This is a genomic window from Pseudomonas sp. MCal1 (genome assembly GCF_026341415.1).
GTDB lineage: Bacteria > Pseudomonadota > Gammaproteobacteria > Pseudomonadales > Pseudomonadaceae > Aquipseudomonas.
On the sequence record NZ_JAKUMP010000001.1, the window covers coordinates 551,398 to 567,306 of the forward strand.

At 57.3% G+C, this 15,909-nt stretch carries 13 protein-coding genes; 5 read left to right on the forward strand and 8 right to left on the reverse strand.

The window, feature by feature from the left end; translation table 11 throughout:
* Positions 1-151: 151 nt before the first annotated feature.
* The 3 genes from MKZ87_RS02535 to MKZ87_RS02545 all read right to left on the reverse strand — a co-directional run bounded on the left by MKZ87_RS02535 (position 152) and on the right by MKZ87_RS02545 (position 3,266).
* The gene (locus MKZ87_RS02535; protein WP_085696023.1) at positions 152-517 is read right to left on the reverse strand and encodes a histone-like nucleoid-structuring protein, MvaT/MvaU family; all 366 of its coding nucleotides are present in this window, start codon (positions 515-517) and stop codon (positions 152-154) included.
* Between the two features lie 234 nt (positions 518-751).
* A complete protein-coding gene (locus MKZ87_RS02540) occupies positions 752-2,287 on the reverse strand; it encodes an EAL domain-containing protein (RefSeq protein ID WP_085701995.1) in 1,536 nt (511 codons plus the stop codon).
* A gap of 106 nt (positions 2,288-2,393) precedes the next feature.
* Complete coding sequence (locus MKZ87_RS02545) at positions 2,394-3,266, reverse strand: LysR family transcriptional regulator (RefSeq protein ID WP_085701996.1); 873 nt, start codon at positions 3,264-3,266, stop codon at positions 2,394-2,396.
* 77 nt (positions 3,267-3,343) lie between these two features.
* On the opposite strand from MKZ87_RS02545, the gene MKZ87_RS02550 reads away from it, so the two are divergent.
* Together MKZ87_RS02550 and hppD are read left to right on the forward strand one after the other, a co-directional pair.
* Positions 3,344-4,291 (forward strand): DMT family transporter, encoded by a 948-nt coding sequence (locus MKZ87_RS02550; RefSeq protein ID WP_085701997.1) that lies wholly within the window; start codon positions 3,344-3,346, stop codon positions 4,289-4,291.
* Between the two features lie 246 nt (positions 4,292-4,537).
* Positions 4,538-5,614 carry a 4-hydroxyphenylpyruvate dioxygenase gene (hppD, locus tag MKZ87_RS02555; protein ID WP_085686995.1) on the forward strand — a complete coding sequence of 359 codons (1,077 nt, stop codon included), beginning with the start codon at positions 4,538-4,540 and terminating at the stop codon, positions 5,612-5,614.
* A gap of 61 nt (positions 5,615-5,675) precedes the next feature.
* Here the strand turns inward: hppD and rarD are convergent, their stop codons facing one another.
* The 3 genes from rarD to MKZ87_RS02570 all read right to left on the reverse strand — a co-directional run bounded on the left by rarD (position 5,676) and on the right by MKZ87_RS02570 (position 9,964).
* Entirely contained in the window at positions 5,676-6,557 is an 882-nt protein-coding gene (gene rarD / locus MKZ87_RS02560) for an EamA family transporter RarD (protein ID WP_085696028.1), read from the reverse strand.
* A 167-nt stretch (positions 6,558-6,724) separates the two neighbouring features.
* Positions 6,725-8,842 (reverse strand): acyltransferase family protein, encoded by a 2,118-nt coding sequence (locus tag MKZ87_RS02565; RefSeq protein ID WP_085701998.1) that lies wholly within the window; start codon positions 8,840-8,842, stop codon positions 6,725-6,727.
* Positions 8,843-8,950: 108 nt separating this feature from the next.
* A complete protein-coding gene (locus tag MKZ87_RS02570) occupies positions 8,951-9,964 on the reverse strand; it encodes an aldo/keto reductase (RefSeq protein ID WP_085696030.1) in 1,014 nt (337 codons plus the stop codon).
* A gap of 227 nt (positions 9,965-10,191) precedes the next feature.
* Between MKZ87_RS02570 and MKZ87_RS02575 the strand changes: the two genes are divergently transcribed.
* Positions 10,192-12,135 carry a hypothetical protein gene (locus MKZ87_RS02575; RefSeq protein ID WP_085701999.1) on the forward strand — a complete coding sequence of 648 codons (1,944 nt, stop codon included), beginning with the start codon at positions 10,192-10,194 and terminating at the stop codon, positions 12,133-12,135.
* 40 nt (positions 12,136-12,175) lie between these two features.
* On the opposite strand, the gene MKZ87_RS02580 is transcribed toward MKZ87_RS02575, so the two are convergent.
* Complete coding sequence (locus MKZ87_RS02580; protein WP_266200207.1) at positions 12,176-13,075, reverse strand: LysR family transcriptional regulator; 900 nt, start codon at positions 13,073-13,075, stop codon at positions 12,176-12,178.
* Between the two features lie 97 nt (positions 13,076-13,172).
* Here MKZ87_RS02580 and MKZ87_RS02585 point away from each other — a divergent pair, with 97 nt between their 5' ends.
* Positions 13,173-13,535, forward strand: coding sequence for a hypothetical protein (locus MKZ87_RS02585; protein ID WP_266200208.1), 363 nt, complete (start codon positions 13,173-13,175; stop codon positions 13,533-13,535).
* A gap of 391 nt (positions 13,536-13,926) precedes the next feature.
* Positions 13,927-14,298: a DUF6124 family protein gene (locus MKZ87_RS02590; protein WP_266200209.1), complete on the forward strand. Its 372-nt coding sequence runs from the start codon at positions 13,927-13,929 to the stop codon at positions 14,296-14,298.
* A gap of 190 nt (positions 14,299-14,488) precedes the next feature.
* Here MKZ87_RS02590 and MKZ87_RS02595 read toward each other — a convergent pair whose 3' ends face one another.
* Positions 14,489-15,799, reverse strand: a complete 1,311-nt coding sequence (locus MKZ87_RS02595) for an MFS transporter (RefSeq protein ID WP_085702003.1) — start codon at positions 15,797-15,799, stop codon at positions 14,489-14,491.
* Positions 15,800-15,909 lie beyond the last annotated feature (110 nt).

Consider the following 15,909-nt stretch of genomic DNA (forward strand, 5'->3'; position numbering starts at 1 on the left):
TATTGCCGGGAAATGAGGCAACATTCGGAAGCATAGTTTCAGTGCGGAACGGGTTTGAGACTTAACTTTTCTGCCAGAAAAGTCGTTGTATTTGTTAAATATTGTCCAAAAAAAAGCCCTGCATATGCAGGGCTTTCATGTTTGCGAGGGATTAACTGCGCAACCAGGAATCAACGGTGGCTGCACCGTATTGCTCCTTCCAGGCCTTCAGGCCGCGGTGGTTGCCGCCCTTGGTCTCGATCAGCTCGCCGGTGTGCGGGTTCTGATAGACCTTGACCACGCGAGCGCGGCGGGTTTTAGGTGCGGCGGTCGATTGCAGACCGGATTTCGCCGGGTTCGGATCGAGAATGGCGATGATGTCTTTCAGGCCTTTGCCGTAGGTTTTCATCAGCCCCTGGAGCTTTTCTTCGAATTCGATTTCTTTCTTGAGCCCGGCATCGTTCTTCAGCGATTCCAGCTGCTTGAGCTGTTCCTGAAGGGCTTTTTCAGCTGCACGAAATTCAGCGAGTCTGGACAATATCTTTACTCCAATAGTGTGTTTAGCTGAAACCAACCGCAAACAAAGCTATAAGCCAAGAGCCTTGAAGCGACTCGGTGATAATGGCTCACCTGCCAATCTTGCAACAGGTAAGAAAAATTGTAGTAGTTAATGCGGCAAGAGTAAATCCTGACTTTTTCTTCATGTAACAACAACGCTGTTTTGTATCAATTTGGTGCGAGCTGTCGGCGAGTCAGGATTTATGCTGCCAAGTTAATGATGAGTTAATGCATCGATGAAGTCTGCAGCTGGCATCGGTTTGCCGAACAGGTAGCCCTGCAGAAAGTTGACATGGTGGGCGGCCAGATAATCACACTGGGCTTGTGTCTCTACACCTTCGGCCACGATGCCCAGATCCAGTTTGGTGGAAAGCTCGATGATGCTGTCCAGAATGTGCCGGGAGAGGGCATCTTTATCGATCATCGCGACAAATGTCTGGTCGATCTTGAGGAAGTCGACATTGAACGTTCTCAAGTAGCCAAGGCTTGAATGACCGGTGCCAAAGTCATCAATCGCGATCTTTACACCCATCGCACGCAGTTGCTCGAACAGCTGGTGGGTGATCTCGGACGGCTCAATCAGCTCGCGTTCCGTCAGCTCCAGGACCAGGCTGATGCTGCCCGGCTGGAAAGCTGACAAAAATTCACGGCAATCCTCAACCAGCTCCAGATCCTGGCAGTGGCTGGCGGTGATGTTTATGCCAATGTGGAACGGCGCGGTAAAGGTCGATGAAAGCGGCCCCAACAGGACAGCGGTCTGCTGCATCAAGGCGCGGGTCATTGGCACGATAAGCCCGGAGTGTTCGGCAAACGGGATGAACAGGTCCGGACGTACCAGCCCCTCCTTGGGATGGTTCCAGCGCATCAGCACTTCCGTGCCCGACCACTGTTTACTGTCGCCATGCACCACCGGCTGAAAGTAGGGAATAAACTCTCCCGCCTCCAGAGCTCGCAGCATTTCATGGCTGGGCGATGTGGAGCGCTTCTGCAAGATGTAGCCGATCGCTGCCGATACCGCACCGAAGAACATCAGCAGGCTGAACAGCGGCGGGTATTCATCTTTCATGTAGCGCCAGGTTTCGCCTTCCGGAAACGCGGCGGTGACCGAGAATGCATAGTGCGGCGAGTGCAAGGTACTTTGCGCCACCGGCAACGCGGGCAGTGCGCCTTGATGCACTTTGCCGTCGGCCGAGAGCCAGTTGTTGCCGACTTGCAGTAACAACAATGTGTGCCGGCCGATCAGACGCAGGATGTTGCTCAGGTGATAGCCGTCCAGCGTGGTCAGTGCGCCTGCGCGCCCTTCGCTCAGACGATATACCAGCAACGCAGTATCGGGCGTGACCGGGTTGCCGTTCATGAGCCACAACTTGCCCTGGGTGTAGTCGCCCGGATTGACGACTTCCTTGAAGTCGCCAAACAGCGAACTGCAATAGAGATTGTCGTCCCATACCAGATTGGTCGAGCGCACAAACGGGCGTCGGGTGACTTGTTCGCGCAAGGCCAGTTTTACAGTCTCGCAGGTCTGGCCGGCCAGCGGCAGCAACTCCCGGGCGGCGAGGGCGGTATTGTCGAGCATCAGTTCGAACTGCCGCAGGGCTTCATCGGCGGTGTGTTGCGAACTCTGCTGAAGGGCGCGCCCGGCCTGCATATAAAGAATCACGCTGCCGAGTACGATCGGCAGCAGGCCACACAGCAACGTCACGATAATCCGGGTGCTGCGCTTGCGGCGGGGCCTGACGGTCAGTGGCATGGGCGCATCCTGTCGCAATGGAGTGGGGCACTTGATGGCAGGCGAAGCGTGCGCGCAACTCCCGTGATCTGAGCCCATGATAGATGGTCAATGACACCTGCGCTGCTCAACGGTAATCCAGCCGTGTTGCCAATTGAATGAATGCCAGTGTGGCGGGTGACGCCTGGCGCTGATCCAGCACCGCCAGGCCCACCTGCCGGTTGACTGCGGGGGACAGCGGTCGCTTGACATAGCGTGGGGCGGAATCGAAAGGCAACGAACCTTCGGCCACCACGGTCATGGCATCGCCTCGTCCGACCGTGTCGAGAGTGCTGAGCAGTTGCGAGCAGCGATAGCGGATGTTCGGGCTCAACCGCGCGGTGTTGAACAGGCGCGAAACCAGCTCCGATGAACCGGCCTCGGTCAGCACGAACGGGTCGTTGCAAAGGTCTTTGAGGCTTACTGATTCACGCGCCGCCAACGGGTGACCGGGCGGGAGCAGGGCGACCATCCGATCTTCAATCAGGGCAAACGTGTCGAAGCGCTCTTCTGGCAGCACTACAAAACCGATGTCGATCCGCCGCTCCTCCAGCCACTGGATGACTTGCCGATCCGGGCCTTCATCAATGTGCACTTCGATCCCCGGATGCGCCTCGCGATAGCGCTGAAGAATCTTCGGTAGCAACTTGATCGAGGACGTCGGCCCGAAAGAACCAATGCGCAAGGTGCCGCGTTTCATGCCGCGCGCATCCGCGGCCTCCTGACGCAACGTATTGGCCAGCCCGAGCATCGCCCGCGCGCGCAGCAGTAATTGCTCGCCGATGTCGCTCAGTTCAACTTGCGACTGATGCCGGCGCAGCAGTTCGACGCCCAGTTCCTGTTCCAGCGATTTCAAGGCGTGGGACACCGCCGACTGGGAAATTCCCAAACGATGGGCTGCGAGAGTGAAGCCGCGCAGTTCGGCCACCATCGAGAAGATTTCGAGTTGGGTCAGGGTCATGAGTAAAGACTCATTTTACGATGATGAGGAATCGATCGAATGATACGTCATCCGCCAGTCTCATCATTGGGAACGTTATGAGTTGTCATGAACCTGTTCGTCCGGCCGCTTCGGACATGCCCGTCTATTTGAACCTGGCCCTGGTCACCATGATCTGGGGCGGAACGTGGGTGGCCGGGCGTTTTCTGGCCGGTAGCCTGAGTCCGGTGTTTGCTGCCAGCTTGCGGTTTTTGCTGGCCAGCGTGGCATTGCTCGGGTTTCTGCGACTGGCGCGGATTGCGCTGGCGCGGCCCACGCCCAGGCAATGGCTGCAACTGGCGCTGCTGGGTTTTTTCGGGATTTTCTTCTACAACCTGTGCTTCTTTTACGGGCTGCAATACATCAACGCTTCTCGTGCCTCGTTGATCGTGGCGCTGAACCCGGCGGTCATTGGTCTCGCGTCCTGGTTGCTGTTCAGGGAGCGGCTGAGCCGGTTGAAAGTGACCGGAATTGCGATCTGCATCAGCGGGGCGGCTGTGGTGATCGTCAGTCGCAACCCGCAGCTGTTGAGCGAAACGCCGGACGCGTGGATTGGCGATCTGCTGATCCTCGGCTGCGTTTTGAGCTGGGGCGTCTATTCGCTGTTCTCACGCAGCCTCAATCACAGCATCGGCCCGGTGCAGACCGTGACCTTTTCGATTTTACTGGGCACCCTGATGTTGTGGGCGCTGGCCCTGAGCCGGGGCGAAGTGGACGTTGCGGCCCTGGCCGCGCTTGGCCCGCGTCAATGGCTGAGCCTGGTCTATCTGGGCGTACTCGGTTCTGCGCTGGCCTACATCGGTTACTACGATGGCATCCGTAAAATCGGCGCCACACGCTCCGGCGTGTTCATTGCTCTCAATCCGCTGACCGCCGTGCTGGCCGGTGCAATCGTGCTGGGTGAACAGCTGACGCTGGCCATGTGCCTGGGCGGTGTGCTGATTCTGGCGGGTATCTGGCTGTGCAACAAATCCCTTGCACCGACCCGAAAAAAGCGGATTTTATAGAGAGGGCAGACAACCCTATTTACGCTGTGTAGAATCGGGTTACGCATACAATAATAATCGTCTTCTGGCAGCAGAAGCATCGCCCGCAAGAGCCTTGGGTCGACAATGAAGATATTCGGGTTTCAACTGATCTACGGTGACTTCCTCGCCCGCAGTGTGCGTGGCATCTCCTGTGCGCCACCCACCGGCCTCAGCATTACTGACAAATAACTCTGGTTAATTGATAAGAATGATGAGGCGCCAACCATGGCAGATTTATACGAAAACCCAATGGGCCTGATGGGCTTCGAGTTCATCGAGTTCGCAGCGCCGACGCCTGGCACTCTGGAGCCGATCTTCGAGATCATGGGCTTCACCAAGGTCGCGACCCACCGTTCCAAGAACGTGCACCTGTATCGCCAGGGCGCGATCAATCTGATCCTCAACAACGAACCGCACAGCGTCGCCTCGTACTTCGCGGCCGAGCACGGCCCGTCGGTGTGCGGCATGGCGTTCCGGGTCAAGGATTCGCAGAAAGCCTACAAACGCGCACTGGAACTCGGCGCTCAGCCGATCCACATCGAAACCGGCCCGATGGAACTGAACCTGCCGGCGATCAAAGGCATCGGCGGCGCGCCGCTGTACCTGATCGACCGTTTCGGCGAAGGCAGCTCAATCTATGACATCGACTTCGTGTTCCTCGAAGGCGTTGACCGCAACCCGGTCGGTGCCGGCCTGAAGATCATCGATCACCTGACCCACAACGTGTATCGCGGTCGCATGGCCTACTGGGCGAACTTCTACGAGAAGCTGTTCAACTTCCGCGAGATCCGTTACTTCGACATCAAGGGCGAATACACCGGCCTGACTTCGAAAGCGATGACCGCGCCGGACGGCATGATCCGCATCCCGCTCAACGAAGAATCGTCGAAGGGCGCCGGGCAGATCGAAGAGTTCCTGATGCAGTTCAACGGCGAAGGCATCCAGCACGTGGCGTTCCTCACCGACGACCTGGTCAAGACCTGGGATCAGTTGAAGAAAATCGGCATGCGCTTCATGACCGCGCCGCCGGACACCTACTACGAAATGCTCGAAGGCCGCCTGCCGAACCACGGCGAACCGGTGGATCAGTTGCAATCGCGCGGCATCCTGCTCGATGGCGCATCAGACAAGGACGACAAGCGTCTGCTGCTGCAGATCTTCTCGGAAACCCTGATGGGCCCGGTGTTCTTCGAATTCATCCAGCGCAAGGGCGATGATGGTTTCGGCGAAGGTAACTTCAAGGCACTGTTCGAATCGATCGAGCGTGACCAGGTGCGTCGCGGTGTACTCGCTACCGAGTAACCCGTATCAGATGTAAAAAAGCCCGGCCTGCAATTGCAGGCCGGGCTTTTTATTGCTCGTCTTACGGGCGCCGCTGGCGCATCAGATGCTTGAACCCTTCAAATACCAGCACCACCACAGCCAGCCAGATCGGAATGTAAGTCAACCATTCGCCGGGTTTGATGCTCTCGCCCAGCAGCAGCGCCACACCCAGCAGCAACACCGGTTCAACGTAACTCAACAAGCCGAACAGGCTGAACGGCAAAAGGCGACTGGCAATGATGTACACCACCAGCGCCGATGCACTGATCAGGCCGAGCAGCGGAATCAGCCACGTCAGCGCCGGGTACTGATCGAACACGCCGAAACCCTGTTCGCCGCCGCGCACAAACCAGTACGCCACCGGCAGCATCAAAGTCATGTCGACCCACAGGCCGCCGAGGTTGTCGGTCTTGAGGTATTTGCGCAGCACGAAGTACAACGGGTAACCGACGACCACCACCAGCGTCGCCCAGGAAAATCCGCCCACCTGATACAGCTCGTTCAACACGCCGAGGCTGGCAAAGAACACCGCGACTTTTTGCAGGTACGACAGGCTCTCGCCATAAGCGATGCGCCCGGTCAGCACCATGGCCAGCGGCAGGAGGAAGTAGCCCAGTGACACATCGAGGCTGTAACCATTGAGCGGCGCCCACATGAACAGCCACAACTGCACGCCCAGCAACGCAGACGACAGGATCAACCCGCCGGTCAGCTTCGGCAGCGCAGGGATCCGGCGCAGCAGGTCCAGCACCCGCCGCCATTCGCCGGACAACAACATGAACAGGGTCATGCAGGGCACGGTCAGCAGCATCCGCCAACCGAAGATTTCCACGCCGCTCAACGGGGTGAGCAGCGAGGTGTAGTAATACATGACGGCAAACAGCGTCGAGGCTGTTACCGAGAGAGCGATACCTTTAGACAAACTGTCCTCGCGGGGTAATGGTCAAACGGGGTGCGCAGGATACGTGGTTTTTGTGCTGAATATTGGGCAGATGCTCAATATTTGCCACACATGAAACAGCCCATAGACATTCGCCTGCTCGCGAAGCTTTCAACCTTGCCGCGGAGCCCGTCCGGAGGCAGAAATCATCACTGCCCAACTTGCAAGGGATTACCAAAGTTCATGAGATACATCTCGCCAAACTTGTAAGAGGCGTAATCGGTGATGTGCCCAATGTCACGATAGACCGGAAAACCGTCGACCGTGCTCATGCACGCATCACCTGTGCATTGCACGGTTTTCGGGTCAATGACGATTAACCCGGGGTATTCAGCCTTCAGTTCATTAAAAAGTGTTTCCAGCGCTGGTTCTTTGCTACCGGACCATGGCATAGCAGCGCAGAGGCTGCCTTGCTCGACGCTGCCCATCAGCCCACGCAACTTGACCTGGCGCAGCAGGCACGCGTTGATACCAGGTGGCATGGGCAGCGTGTTCTCCAGAAACACCGGGATAGCGCCTGATGCGACGATAATATCCAGGGCTTCCCGGATTGCTACGCCAAAGCGTTGTCGGGACAGTTCCAGGCTGTGAGGATCATCGCGTTTGGTGACGATGTCACCGTTCAAATAAGCCTCCCAGAACTGGCCCACAATCACATACTTGAAATGCTTGTTCGCAATCATCTCGTAATAGCGTTGAGCGGCGTCGTGGCATTTTTCAAACAACGCGTTCTTGTATTTTTTCTCGTCGTACTGGTAGATCCCGGGCAATGCCAGGCACGCCGGGTAAGCCTGTGCGAGTACAGCAAGATTGGCATCCCTGGCCAGCGTTTCAACAAAACCCCAGTAGTGATTCGAAAACGAATCGCCCATCAGAAATACTTGTGGCGCCGTGTGATCGGCGCCGAATATGCAGCCTGGATCGGCACCATCGCTGACACCAAGACATCCTTCCCGAGCAACTGGCACAGAGGCTTTCAAATCGTTGAGCATGTTGCTGTAGCCCTGATTGAAGCGGCCCGGCCAGCCCTCGTGCCTGACACTGGCAGAGTGCAGCAGCGACAGGCCGATAGCGGGCAAAATCATCAGTACCACGAGCGTTTTGCCAAAGCCAAATCGTGCCTTGCGGAACTTGTTTTCAATCAGCACATAAGAGAGCCAGGCCGTGATGAAAGTGCAAACGAAGTAAATGATCGTCATCGACGGGGTTAGCGCGATTCCCATGTAATTCATCACCGCCAGGATCGGCCAGTGCCATAGATACAAGGAGTACGAGAGTGTGCCGATAAACACTATGGGTCTGGCCGCGAGCAGCTTGGCGAAAATGCTTGCATCACCAATCCCCTGGTACAGCAAAGCTGCAGTAGCGAGACATACGGCAATGGCATGGTATTGCGGGAATCCCGGCAAGATATCGTCCCGGGTAGCGCAATAGATGATCGTGACCAGCGAAAGTGCACAGACCACAGAGGCGCTCAGGCGATTGAGCCGGAACTTGTCCGTACTGAAGATGACCGCACAAGAGCCGATCATCAATTCGAAAATCCGCGCAGCGAAGAAATAGTAGTTTTTCTCAGGAGTGGCGTAAGACAGGTACAGCGCGAGCACCATTGCCGCCACGGTCAGGCCGAGCACCGCCGCTTTGAAAATAACTTTCGGCAGATAGCGGTTGAGCAGCCAGATGCCCGGGGGGAGTATCAGATACCACTGCCATTCGATGGCCAGAGACCAGGTGTGCAACAGCGGCAGGCTTGCTGCATCCGGTGTGGCGTAACCCGTGGTCACTTTGGAAAAGTACTGGTTGGAGATGATTAACGAGGTGTACTTTTCGCTTTTTAAAAAATCGACGTAATCATCGGGCAAATACAGTAGCGTCGTGAGCGTCAATGTGACGATCAATAACGCAATAACGGCCGGTTGTAGTCGCCAGATCCGGCGCGTGTAGAACCCCGAGAAAGTGAACGTGCCGTTGTGCAGCGACTTCATGATGATAGCGGTGGTCAAATAACCCGAAATCACGAAGAAGATATCGACGCCGATGAAACCGGACGGGAAAAGCGCCAGTTCGCCGTGGAAGATCAACACCAGTAGAACAGCGATGGCGCGGAGTCCATCAATGTCGGCCCGGTACGCAAGTGAGGGGCGGCGATCGCCGAAAGTTGCGGGCTCCATAGCGCAAGTGAGGGCGCGCAGATCTTTATCGCCCGTTAATTTGAACAGCAGCCCGCGCAGTGGCTTTCTGAGGAGCTCGGCGGAGCGATTGGACATGTGCTGATCCCTTGCAAATTCCGAACGATCAATCAGATTCCGTTTGATCGCGCTTGATTCAATAAAAAACAGCCGATTGTATCGGCTGTTCAAGGTTTAGGGAAAATCCTAAGCCTTATGGGGTTTACGCCCAGACACAAAATGGCTCACATCGTTGAACCCCGGCGTAGAAGCATGCCCCGGCGTCACCAGCGAATCGATAAATGCCTCATCCTCCGCCGTAATCTTCACCGCCTGCGCCTTGGTGTACGCATCCCACTGTTCTTCAGTGCGCGGCCCGACAATCGCCGACGTTACCGCGCCGTTGTTCAGCACCCAGGCAATCGCAAACTCGACAATCCCGACCCCACGCTCTTTTGTGTATTGCTGAATCTGCTGGGCAATGCGCAACGATTCCACGCGCCATTCGGTTTCCAGAATGCGCTTGTCCTGGCGGCCGGCGCGGCTGTTGGCGTCCGGGGTCACGTCTGGTGCGTACTTGCCGCTGAGCACGCCACGGGCCAGCGGGCTGTAAGGCACCACGCCGAGACCATAGGTTTGGGCTGCGGTGATCTGCTCGGTTTCGGCCTGGCGGTTGACGATGTTGTACAGCGGTTGGCTGATCACCGGGCGATCAACACCGAGTTTGTCCGCCACGCGAATCACCTCGGCAATCCGCCAGCCGCGATAATTCGACAGGCCCCAATAACGTATCTTGCCCTGGCGAATCAGATCGCCAATCGCCGAGATCGTCACTTCCAGCGGGGTGTTGTGGTCTTCGCGGTGCAGGTAATAGATGTCGAGGTAGTCGGTGCCGAGCCGGGTCAGGCTGGCCTCCAGACCATTGAAGATGTGCTTGCGGCTCAAGCCGCTGCGGTTCGGCACGCCATCCACGGGGCCGAAACCGACCTTGGTCGCCAGCACCCATTCATGACGATGACGGGCGATGGCTTCGCCGACGATTTCTTCCGAGCGACCGTTGGTGTAGACGTCGGCGGTGTCGATGAAGTTGATGCCCTGATCCCAGGCCTTGTCGATGATACGCAGCGAGTCCTCCGCGCTGGTCTGCTCGCCGAACATCATCGTGCCGAGGGTGAGGGTGGACACCTGCAACCCCGAGTGACCCAGTGTGCGATAGCTCATGCCGAAATCCTTTTGTCGGTGGGAAAGCTCCCATCAAATACCAGAAGCATCCGACGCGGCAAAGTGAATTTGTCCAGCAGCGGCCCCGAAGTTTCTGGCGCACTGCCGACCGTTCATCGCCACTGTCAGATCTGACAGTAGGCAATTTTCCTGTGAATAGCGCCTGATCTGCTCTGACGGTGCGAGCAAAAAATGCCGACACATTTTGTGAAATCAGGAGCGTTCTCATGGCCACTGAACCGATTGATCAAGGGTTGACTGCGGGTGACGAAATCAATCTCTACGCGCCTCGGTTGCCCGACGGCAAGGAAAATGTGGCGGGTGCGGATTATGGTCTTGCCATTCGTTTTTATGAGGAGAAACCTCTGGGGGCAACGGTGATTGTTCCAGCCTTGCTGGGCCAGGAGCCCAACATGACGGTGTTCCTGAATCTGAACGGTGTGGACAAAATCACCAGTGAACAGACCGAGTCCGCTACGTCTGCGACCACGCTGTACATTGCCCACAATCTGCTGCTTCCCGATCTGCCGAATACCCTGAACTACACGGCCCGGCGCCTTGACAGTAGCGAGGAGACTTATGAACCGCCCATTACCATCAAATACAACGAGATTCGTCCAGGCATCGAAGACAAGATCAAAGGGGATGAAGGGCATTCCGAGCTTCGACTCACCCTGCCGCAAGACGTGATTGACGACGGCATCGATGCCGACCGCGCGGCGCAGGGGGTGCAGGCGTATTGCATGTACCCTTATTGCCGCGCATTCGACAAAATCTCGCTGCGCTGCAACGGCCATGTTCTTACTCATGTGGTCCATCCGGATGAGGCCCCCTCCACACCGACCACTGAGCCGACCATCATCGGGGTGTGGCTCGATAAAGCTTTTTTCGAAGCCGCTGGCGACAATCCGCAAGCCGCGTTTGACTTTACGGTCGAGGACGAACTCACCAACGGAGCGGACCCGACCTCGCCCTGGTCGAAGCCGATCCGCCTGGTGATTGACCTGAAGGGCGCCAGAATGGCCGCCCCCGACATTGCCGAGGACCCGGACGACCCCGACGATGAGCCGGACACTATTGATTGGAACAAGCTCGGCACTCGGGATCTGACCATTCAGGTTCATGTTTTTGCACCACGCTGGGAAAGCGGAGATACCTTGAGGGTGAAGTACTTCGCGACACCCAGTAGCGGAAGCGTGGTTGAACACGTGGTAGACGCTGAGGTGACAAGGCTTCCGTTTACCCATCGGTTGATGATCGACAATGCCAAGGTGATTGCCGACAGTACGGTCAAGGTTCTTTACGAACGTATTCGTGGAAATGAAGTTAATGCAATTTCAAAAATTGCACGGGCACGGGTCATTCAGAAGCCCGTGATTATTTCGATGAAGAACTCGTTCAACGTGGAACTGGAACATCGCGGGACTGTTTCTGACAATAAGGTCATGTTGTCAGGGGCTGCGCTGACGGGTGTTGTGTTGCAAGTTCTTGATGGCGGTACGGTGAGGGAAGAAGTCAAAGTCGGAACGAATTACAAGTGGGAAAGCAAGTTCATATCAATAGCGGAAGGGTCACACCGTTTTACTGTGAAGGAAAAAAACGGGAATCAGTTTGAGTCCGAACCCTGGGAGATTGAGCGGTTGGGTTTCAACATTGATCGGACACAGATGAAACTGAGCGGGTTTTCGGTGAAGGTCGATGGGTGGCCGAAAACAGGGGAGGATTCGATTGGCAATACCGGCGTTCGGGTTCCAACCGGTGGTGTTCCGCCGTATGACTATGCATCGTCTGATCCACTGACGGCTCCCGTGACGGCACAGGGCAAAGTGGTGGGGTTGAAAAGTGGCGTGGCAACTATCTATGTCACCGATCAGGAAGGCAGTACTTTGTCTTATCTTGTTGCGGTAACTAATAAATTCAAGCTGCAAATAAGCACTGAGAAGTTACGCGCAGATGACGCGATTGTCTGGATGAACTTGTTAGGAGGATTTACGACTTATAACTATACTTTTGTTGCCGATGTTCGTCGTGTTTATATTCCGCTCATTCCAGAGATTGTCAATGCATGCAGCCAAAATGGGCGTTTCTATAATTACTTGAGAACGGATTTATCTATTTTCGGAAGCACGGGGCTTAGTACTCTTACATCGTGGTGCTTGATACCTATCTAATTTGATCCACTGCTCCTGATCGGGCGCTTGGTTTCGGATGTCATCGGCTGAGCGCTCGGCAACGCACCCGCAAAAACGCCTGCAACACCTTCACCCGTTCCGACACCTGCACCCGATGCGGGCACAGCAGATTGAACGGCACGTTCTCGCCGTGCCAGTCATCGAACAGCGTCACCAGCCGCCCGGCGCGGACATCTTCGGCCACGTCGAGCCAGGCTTTGTAGGCGATACCGTGCCCGGCGAGCGCCCAGCGGCGGGCGACTTCGCCGTCGTCGCTGAGGTAGTCGCCGCGTACTTCGACCTCGACCGTTTCGTCGTCGCGATGGAAGCGCCAGGTGTTATAAGGCCGGCCGTTGCGCAGGTAGAGCAGGGCGCAGTGCTCACTCAATTCGGCAGGATTTTGCGGTGTGCCGTGGCGCTCCAGATACGCGGGGCTGGCGCAGGCCACGCGCCGATGCTCAGGCAGGATTGGCAACGCCACCAGCGTCGAATCACTTGGCACGCCAAAGCGCAGCGCCACGTCCACCGTCTCGCGAAACAGATCCGCATGTCGGTCGTTGAGCAACAATTGCAGTTGAATGTGCGGGTGCTCGCGCTTGAAGTCGTCCAGCCACGGCAGCAACACATTGCGCCCGAAGTCCGACGGCGCCGCCAGTTGCAGCACACCGCTCAGGCCTTCGGTCTGCTGCTTCAGCGCCTGCTCGCCCTCGGCCAGGGTGGTCAGCGCCAGACGCACGCTTTCCAGATAGCGCCGGCCTTCTTCGGTCAGGCGCATGCTGCGGGTGGAGCGGGCGAACAGGCGGATGCCGAGGCGGGTTTCCAGGCGTTTTAATGCGATGCTGGCGGCGGCGGGAGTCAGCTCCAGCGCCCGGGCGGCGGCGGAAATGCTGCCGGAGTCGGCGGTGCGAACGAAGATTTCCAGGTCGAGGATCGAGCTCATTAGTAAAAATCCGTTGAAGATCCTTGGCGTTTTGCGGGATTTTTTCGGGATTGGCAAGCGCAGATACTGGAATTCTGAACAACCGCAGGAGACAGACATGACGTGGACATTTGATCATCTGGCCTTCAACACCGCTGACGGGCAGGCGCTGCAGGACGCTTTTGGCGGGTTATTGGGATTGGTGCCGGGGCGCCGGCCGCCCTTTCCGTTTCCCGGGCGGTGGTTGTATCAGGACGGGGAGGCGTTGGTGCATGTGATCGAGCAGCCGGCGCAGGATGAGGCGACGTTGAGTCATATTGCGTTTCGTACGGATGAAGACGCGGCGGTGGTTTTGAAACGGGTGCAGGGCAGTGGGTTACCGTATCAGGTGGCGCAGGTGCCGGAGGACGGGATGTGGCAGATTTTTGTGCAGATGCCCGGGGGCTTGGTGCTGGAACTGGATGCAAATACCAGTGTGTGACACTCGTTCCCACGCGGAGCGTGGGAACGATCTGGAGTGAGTGTTTAATCGTGGCGTTTAAAGGACACGTTCAGACACGCACCTCAGGCTACACAACCTTGCGCCGTTGCCTACAACTGCGCCAGAATCCGCCGGCTTGTGCGCTTATAGGCCGGGTTTTATCGTTATCCCGTCGCTGAAAAGAACAGCGATCGGGTTTGGTAGCCCGGGTCTTTAAATGCAGAGTGCTCCATTTTGTAGAGTCTTTTGTCTCTGTTTTATGGTGGTCATTCGCAGGGCACCTTCGGGTGCGCCGTTTCTCCTAAGGCCCGGTCTACCAACCTGCGTCTGGCCACCACCATCGTTTGGTAGCGAGAGTGGTGGCTCCAATAAGCGCCTTAGGAGTTTTGCCATGATCAAACCAACACCCAACCCACCCGAAGTCGATTCAACGTCCCCCTACGAAACCCTCGATTCCAAGACATTCCACGAAGCCGCCGAACGCGCCCTCGATCACTACCTCAATCCGCTGCTCCCCAGAAAACCGCTGCTCAAACCCAACACTCGCTACCTCATCGCCCCCGGTATCCCGAGCGAAGAACTGTTGGCCGATGCCTGCGAAACCCTGACCTCGGCCAAAATCATGGCAACCGACTTCGCCGGCCTGGTGGACGGCTCGCATCGGCATGTGCTGCTGGGGTTCGCGCAACTGATCATGCTGGGGGAACTGGCGGTGAATCGGGCGCTGGATAATCTGGAACTGAAGGCTGAAGCGCCGCTGTAGCCAGATCCTTAGCCTGATCGTTCCCACGTCGAGGCGTCGAACCGTCCGCGTGGGAATGCAGCCCGGGACGCTCCGCGTCCCTTCCAGAGCTGGAACGCGGAGCGTTCCTTGAGGCATTCCCACGCAGAGCGTGGGAACGATCTAAATGAAAACGGCCCGTAATGGGCCGTTTCTGTATTTCGACTAAGGCTTAAGCCCGCAACGTCCGCGTCATCCGCAACGCCAGCAGACTCCCGCCAACAATCACACCCGCCAGCAGATACAACGCCGCATCGGTCGAGCCGGTGCTGTCCTTGACCCAACCCACCAGATAAGGACTGAGGAATCCAGCCATCTGCCCCATGGAGTTGATCAACGCCAGACCACCCGCTGCAGCCCCCGCGCTCAACATCGCTGTCGGCACCGGCCAGAACATCGGCAGACCGGTCAGCGCGCCCATGGTCGCAATGGTCAGACCAAGGATCGCAATCGGCGGGTTGGCCGCGAAGTTCACCGCGATCAGCAGGCCGATCGCACCCATCAGCATCGGCACCACCAAGTGCCAGCGACGTTCTTTGCGCAAGTCCGCCGAGCGACCGACCACCAGCATGAACACCGCCGCCAGCAGATACGGAATCGCGCTCAACCAGCCGATCACCAGGTTGTCGCTGAAACCGAGGTTCTTGATGATCGACGGCAGCCAGAAGTTGATCGCGTACACGCCGCTCTGAATGCAGAAGTAGATCAGGCCGAAGGCCCAGATCGCCGGGTTCTTGAACACGGCGATCAGCGAATCGGAAGTGGTTTTCGGTTTGTTTGCCAGGTCTTCCGCCTGATCGGCTTCCAGCACCGAACGCTCGTGCGGGGTCAGCCATTTGGCAGCGGCGAAGTTGTCGCTCAACAGGAAGTAGGCGAGTGCGCCGAGGATTACAGTCGGAATGCCTTGCAGCAGGAACATCCACTGCCAGCCGGCGAGGCCACCTTGGCCCGCAGCGAAGTGATTGAGGATCCAGCCGGAAAACGGGCTGCCGAGCAGGCCGGACACCGGAATCGCCGACATGAACAGCGCCATGATCCGGCCCCGGCGGAAGGTCGGGAACCACTGCGAGAGATACAGCACAACGCCCGGAAAGAACCCGGCTTCGGCTGCGCCGGTGAACAGGCGCAGGGTGTAGAACTGGGTCGGCGTGGTGACGAACAGCAGGCAGGTCGACAGCGTGCCCCAAGTGATCATCATCAGCGCGATCCAGCGCCGTGGGCCGAACTTGGTCAGCGCCAGGTTGCTCGGTACGCCGCACAGCACGTAGCCGATGAAGAAGATACCGGCACCGAGGCCGTACACGGTTTCGCTGAATTTCAGCGCGTCGAGCATCTGCAGTTTGGCGAATCCAACGTTGACCCGGTCGAGGTAGTTGAACAGGTAGCAGATGAAGATGAAGGGGATCAAACGCAGGGTGATGCGTTTGTAGACGGCATTTTTATCGTCAGCGATGGTCTGGGCGGCAGCGGCGCTCTGCGACATGGCGGCTCTCTCTTTATTATGATTTTTTGCGATGCAAAGGGTAACGTTGATCGCCCTGAGAGTCTCGGCCACCTTTGGCCGGATTGTCTTTGTGCCTGAGCACAGGGTTT

Bases quoted from the DNA above. Each gene is read 5' to 3' on its own strand.
- MKZ87_RS02540 (WP_085701995.1), bottom strand. From the start codon at position 2,287: ATGCCACTGACCGTCAGGCCCCGCCGCAAGCGCAGCACCCGGATTATC.
- MKZ87_RS02545 (WP_085701996.1), bottom strand. From the start codon at position 3,266: ATGACCCTGACCCAACTCGAAATCTTCTCGATGGTGGCCGAACTGCGC.
- MKZ87_RS02550 (WP_085701997.1), top strand. From the start codon at position 3,344: ATGAGTTGTCATGAACCTGTTCGTCCGGCCGCTTCGGACATGCCCGTC.
- hppD (WP_085686995.1), top strand. From the start codon at position 4,538: ATGGCAGATTTATACGAAAACCCAATGGGCCTGATGGGCTTCGAGTTC.
- MKZ87_RS02565 (WP_085701998.1), bottom strand. From the start codon at position 8,842: ATGTCCAATCGCTCCGCCGAGCTCCTCAGAAAGCCACTGCGCGGGCTG.
- MKZ87_RS02570 (WP_085696030.1), bottom strand. From the start codon at position 9,964: ATGAGCTATCGCACACTGGGTCACTCGGGGTTGCAGGTGTCCACCCTC.
- MKZ87_RS02575 (WP_085701999.1), top strand. From the start codon at position 10,192: ATGGCCACTGAACCGATTGATCAAGGGTTGACTGCGGGTGACGAAATC.
- MKZ87_RS02580 (WP_266200207.1), bottom strand. From the start codon at position 13,075: ATGAGCTCGATCCTCGACCTGGAAATCTTCGTTCGCACCGCCGACTCC.
- MKZ87_RS02585 (WP_266200208.1), top strand. From the start codon at position 13,173: ATGACGTGGACATTTGATCATCTGGCCTTCAACACCGCTGACGGGCAG.
- MKZ87_RS02590 (WP_266200209.1), top strand. From the start codon at position 13,927: ATGATCAAACCAACACCCAACCCACCCGAAGTCGATTCAACGTCCCCC.
- MKZ87_RS02595 (WP_085702003.1), bottom strand. From the start codon at position 15,799: ATGTCGCAGAGCGCCGCTGCCGCCCAGACCATCGCTGACGATAAAAAT.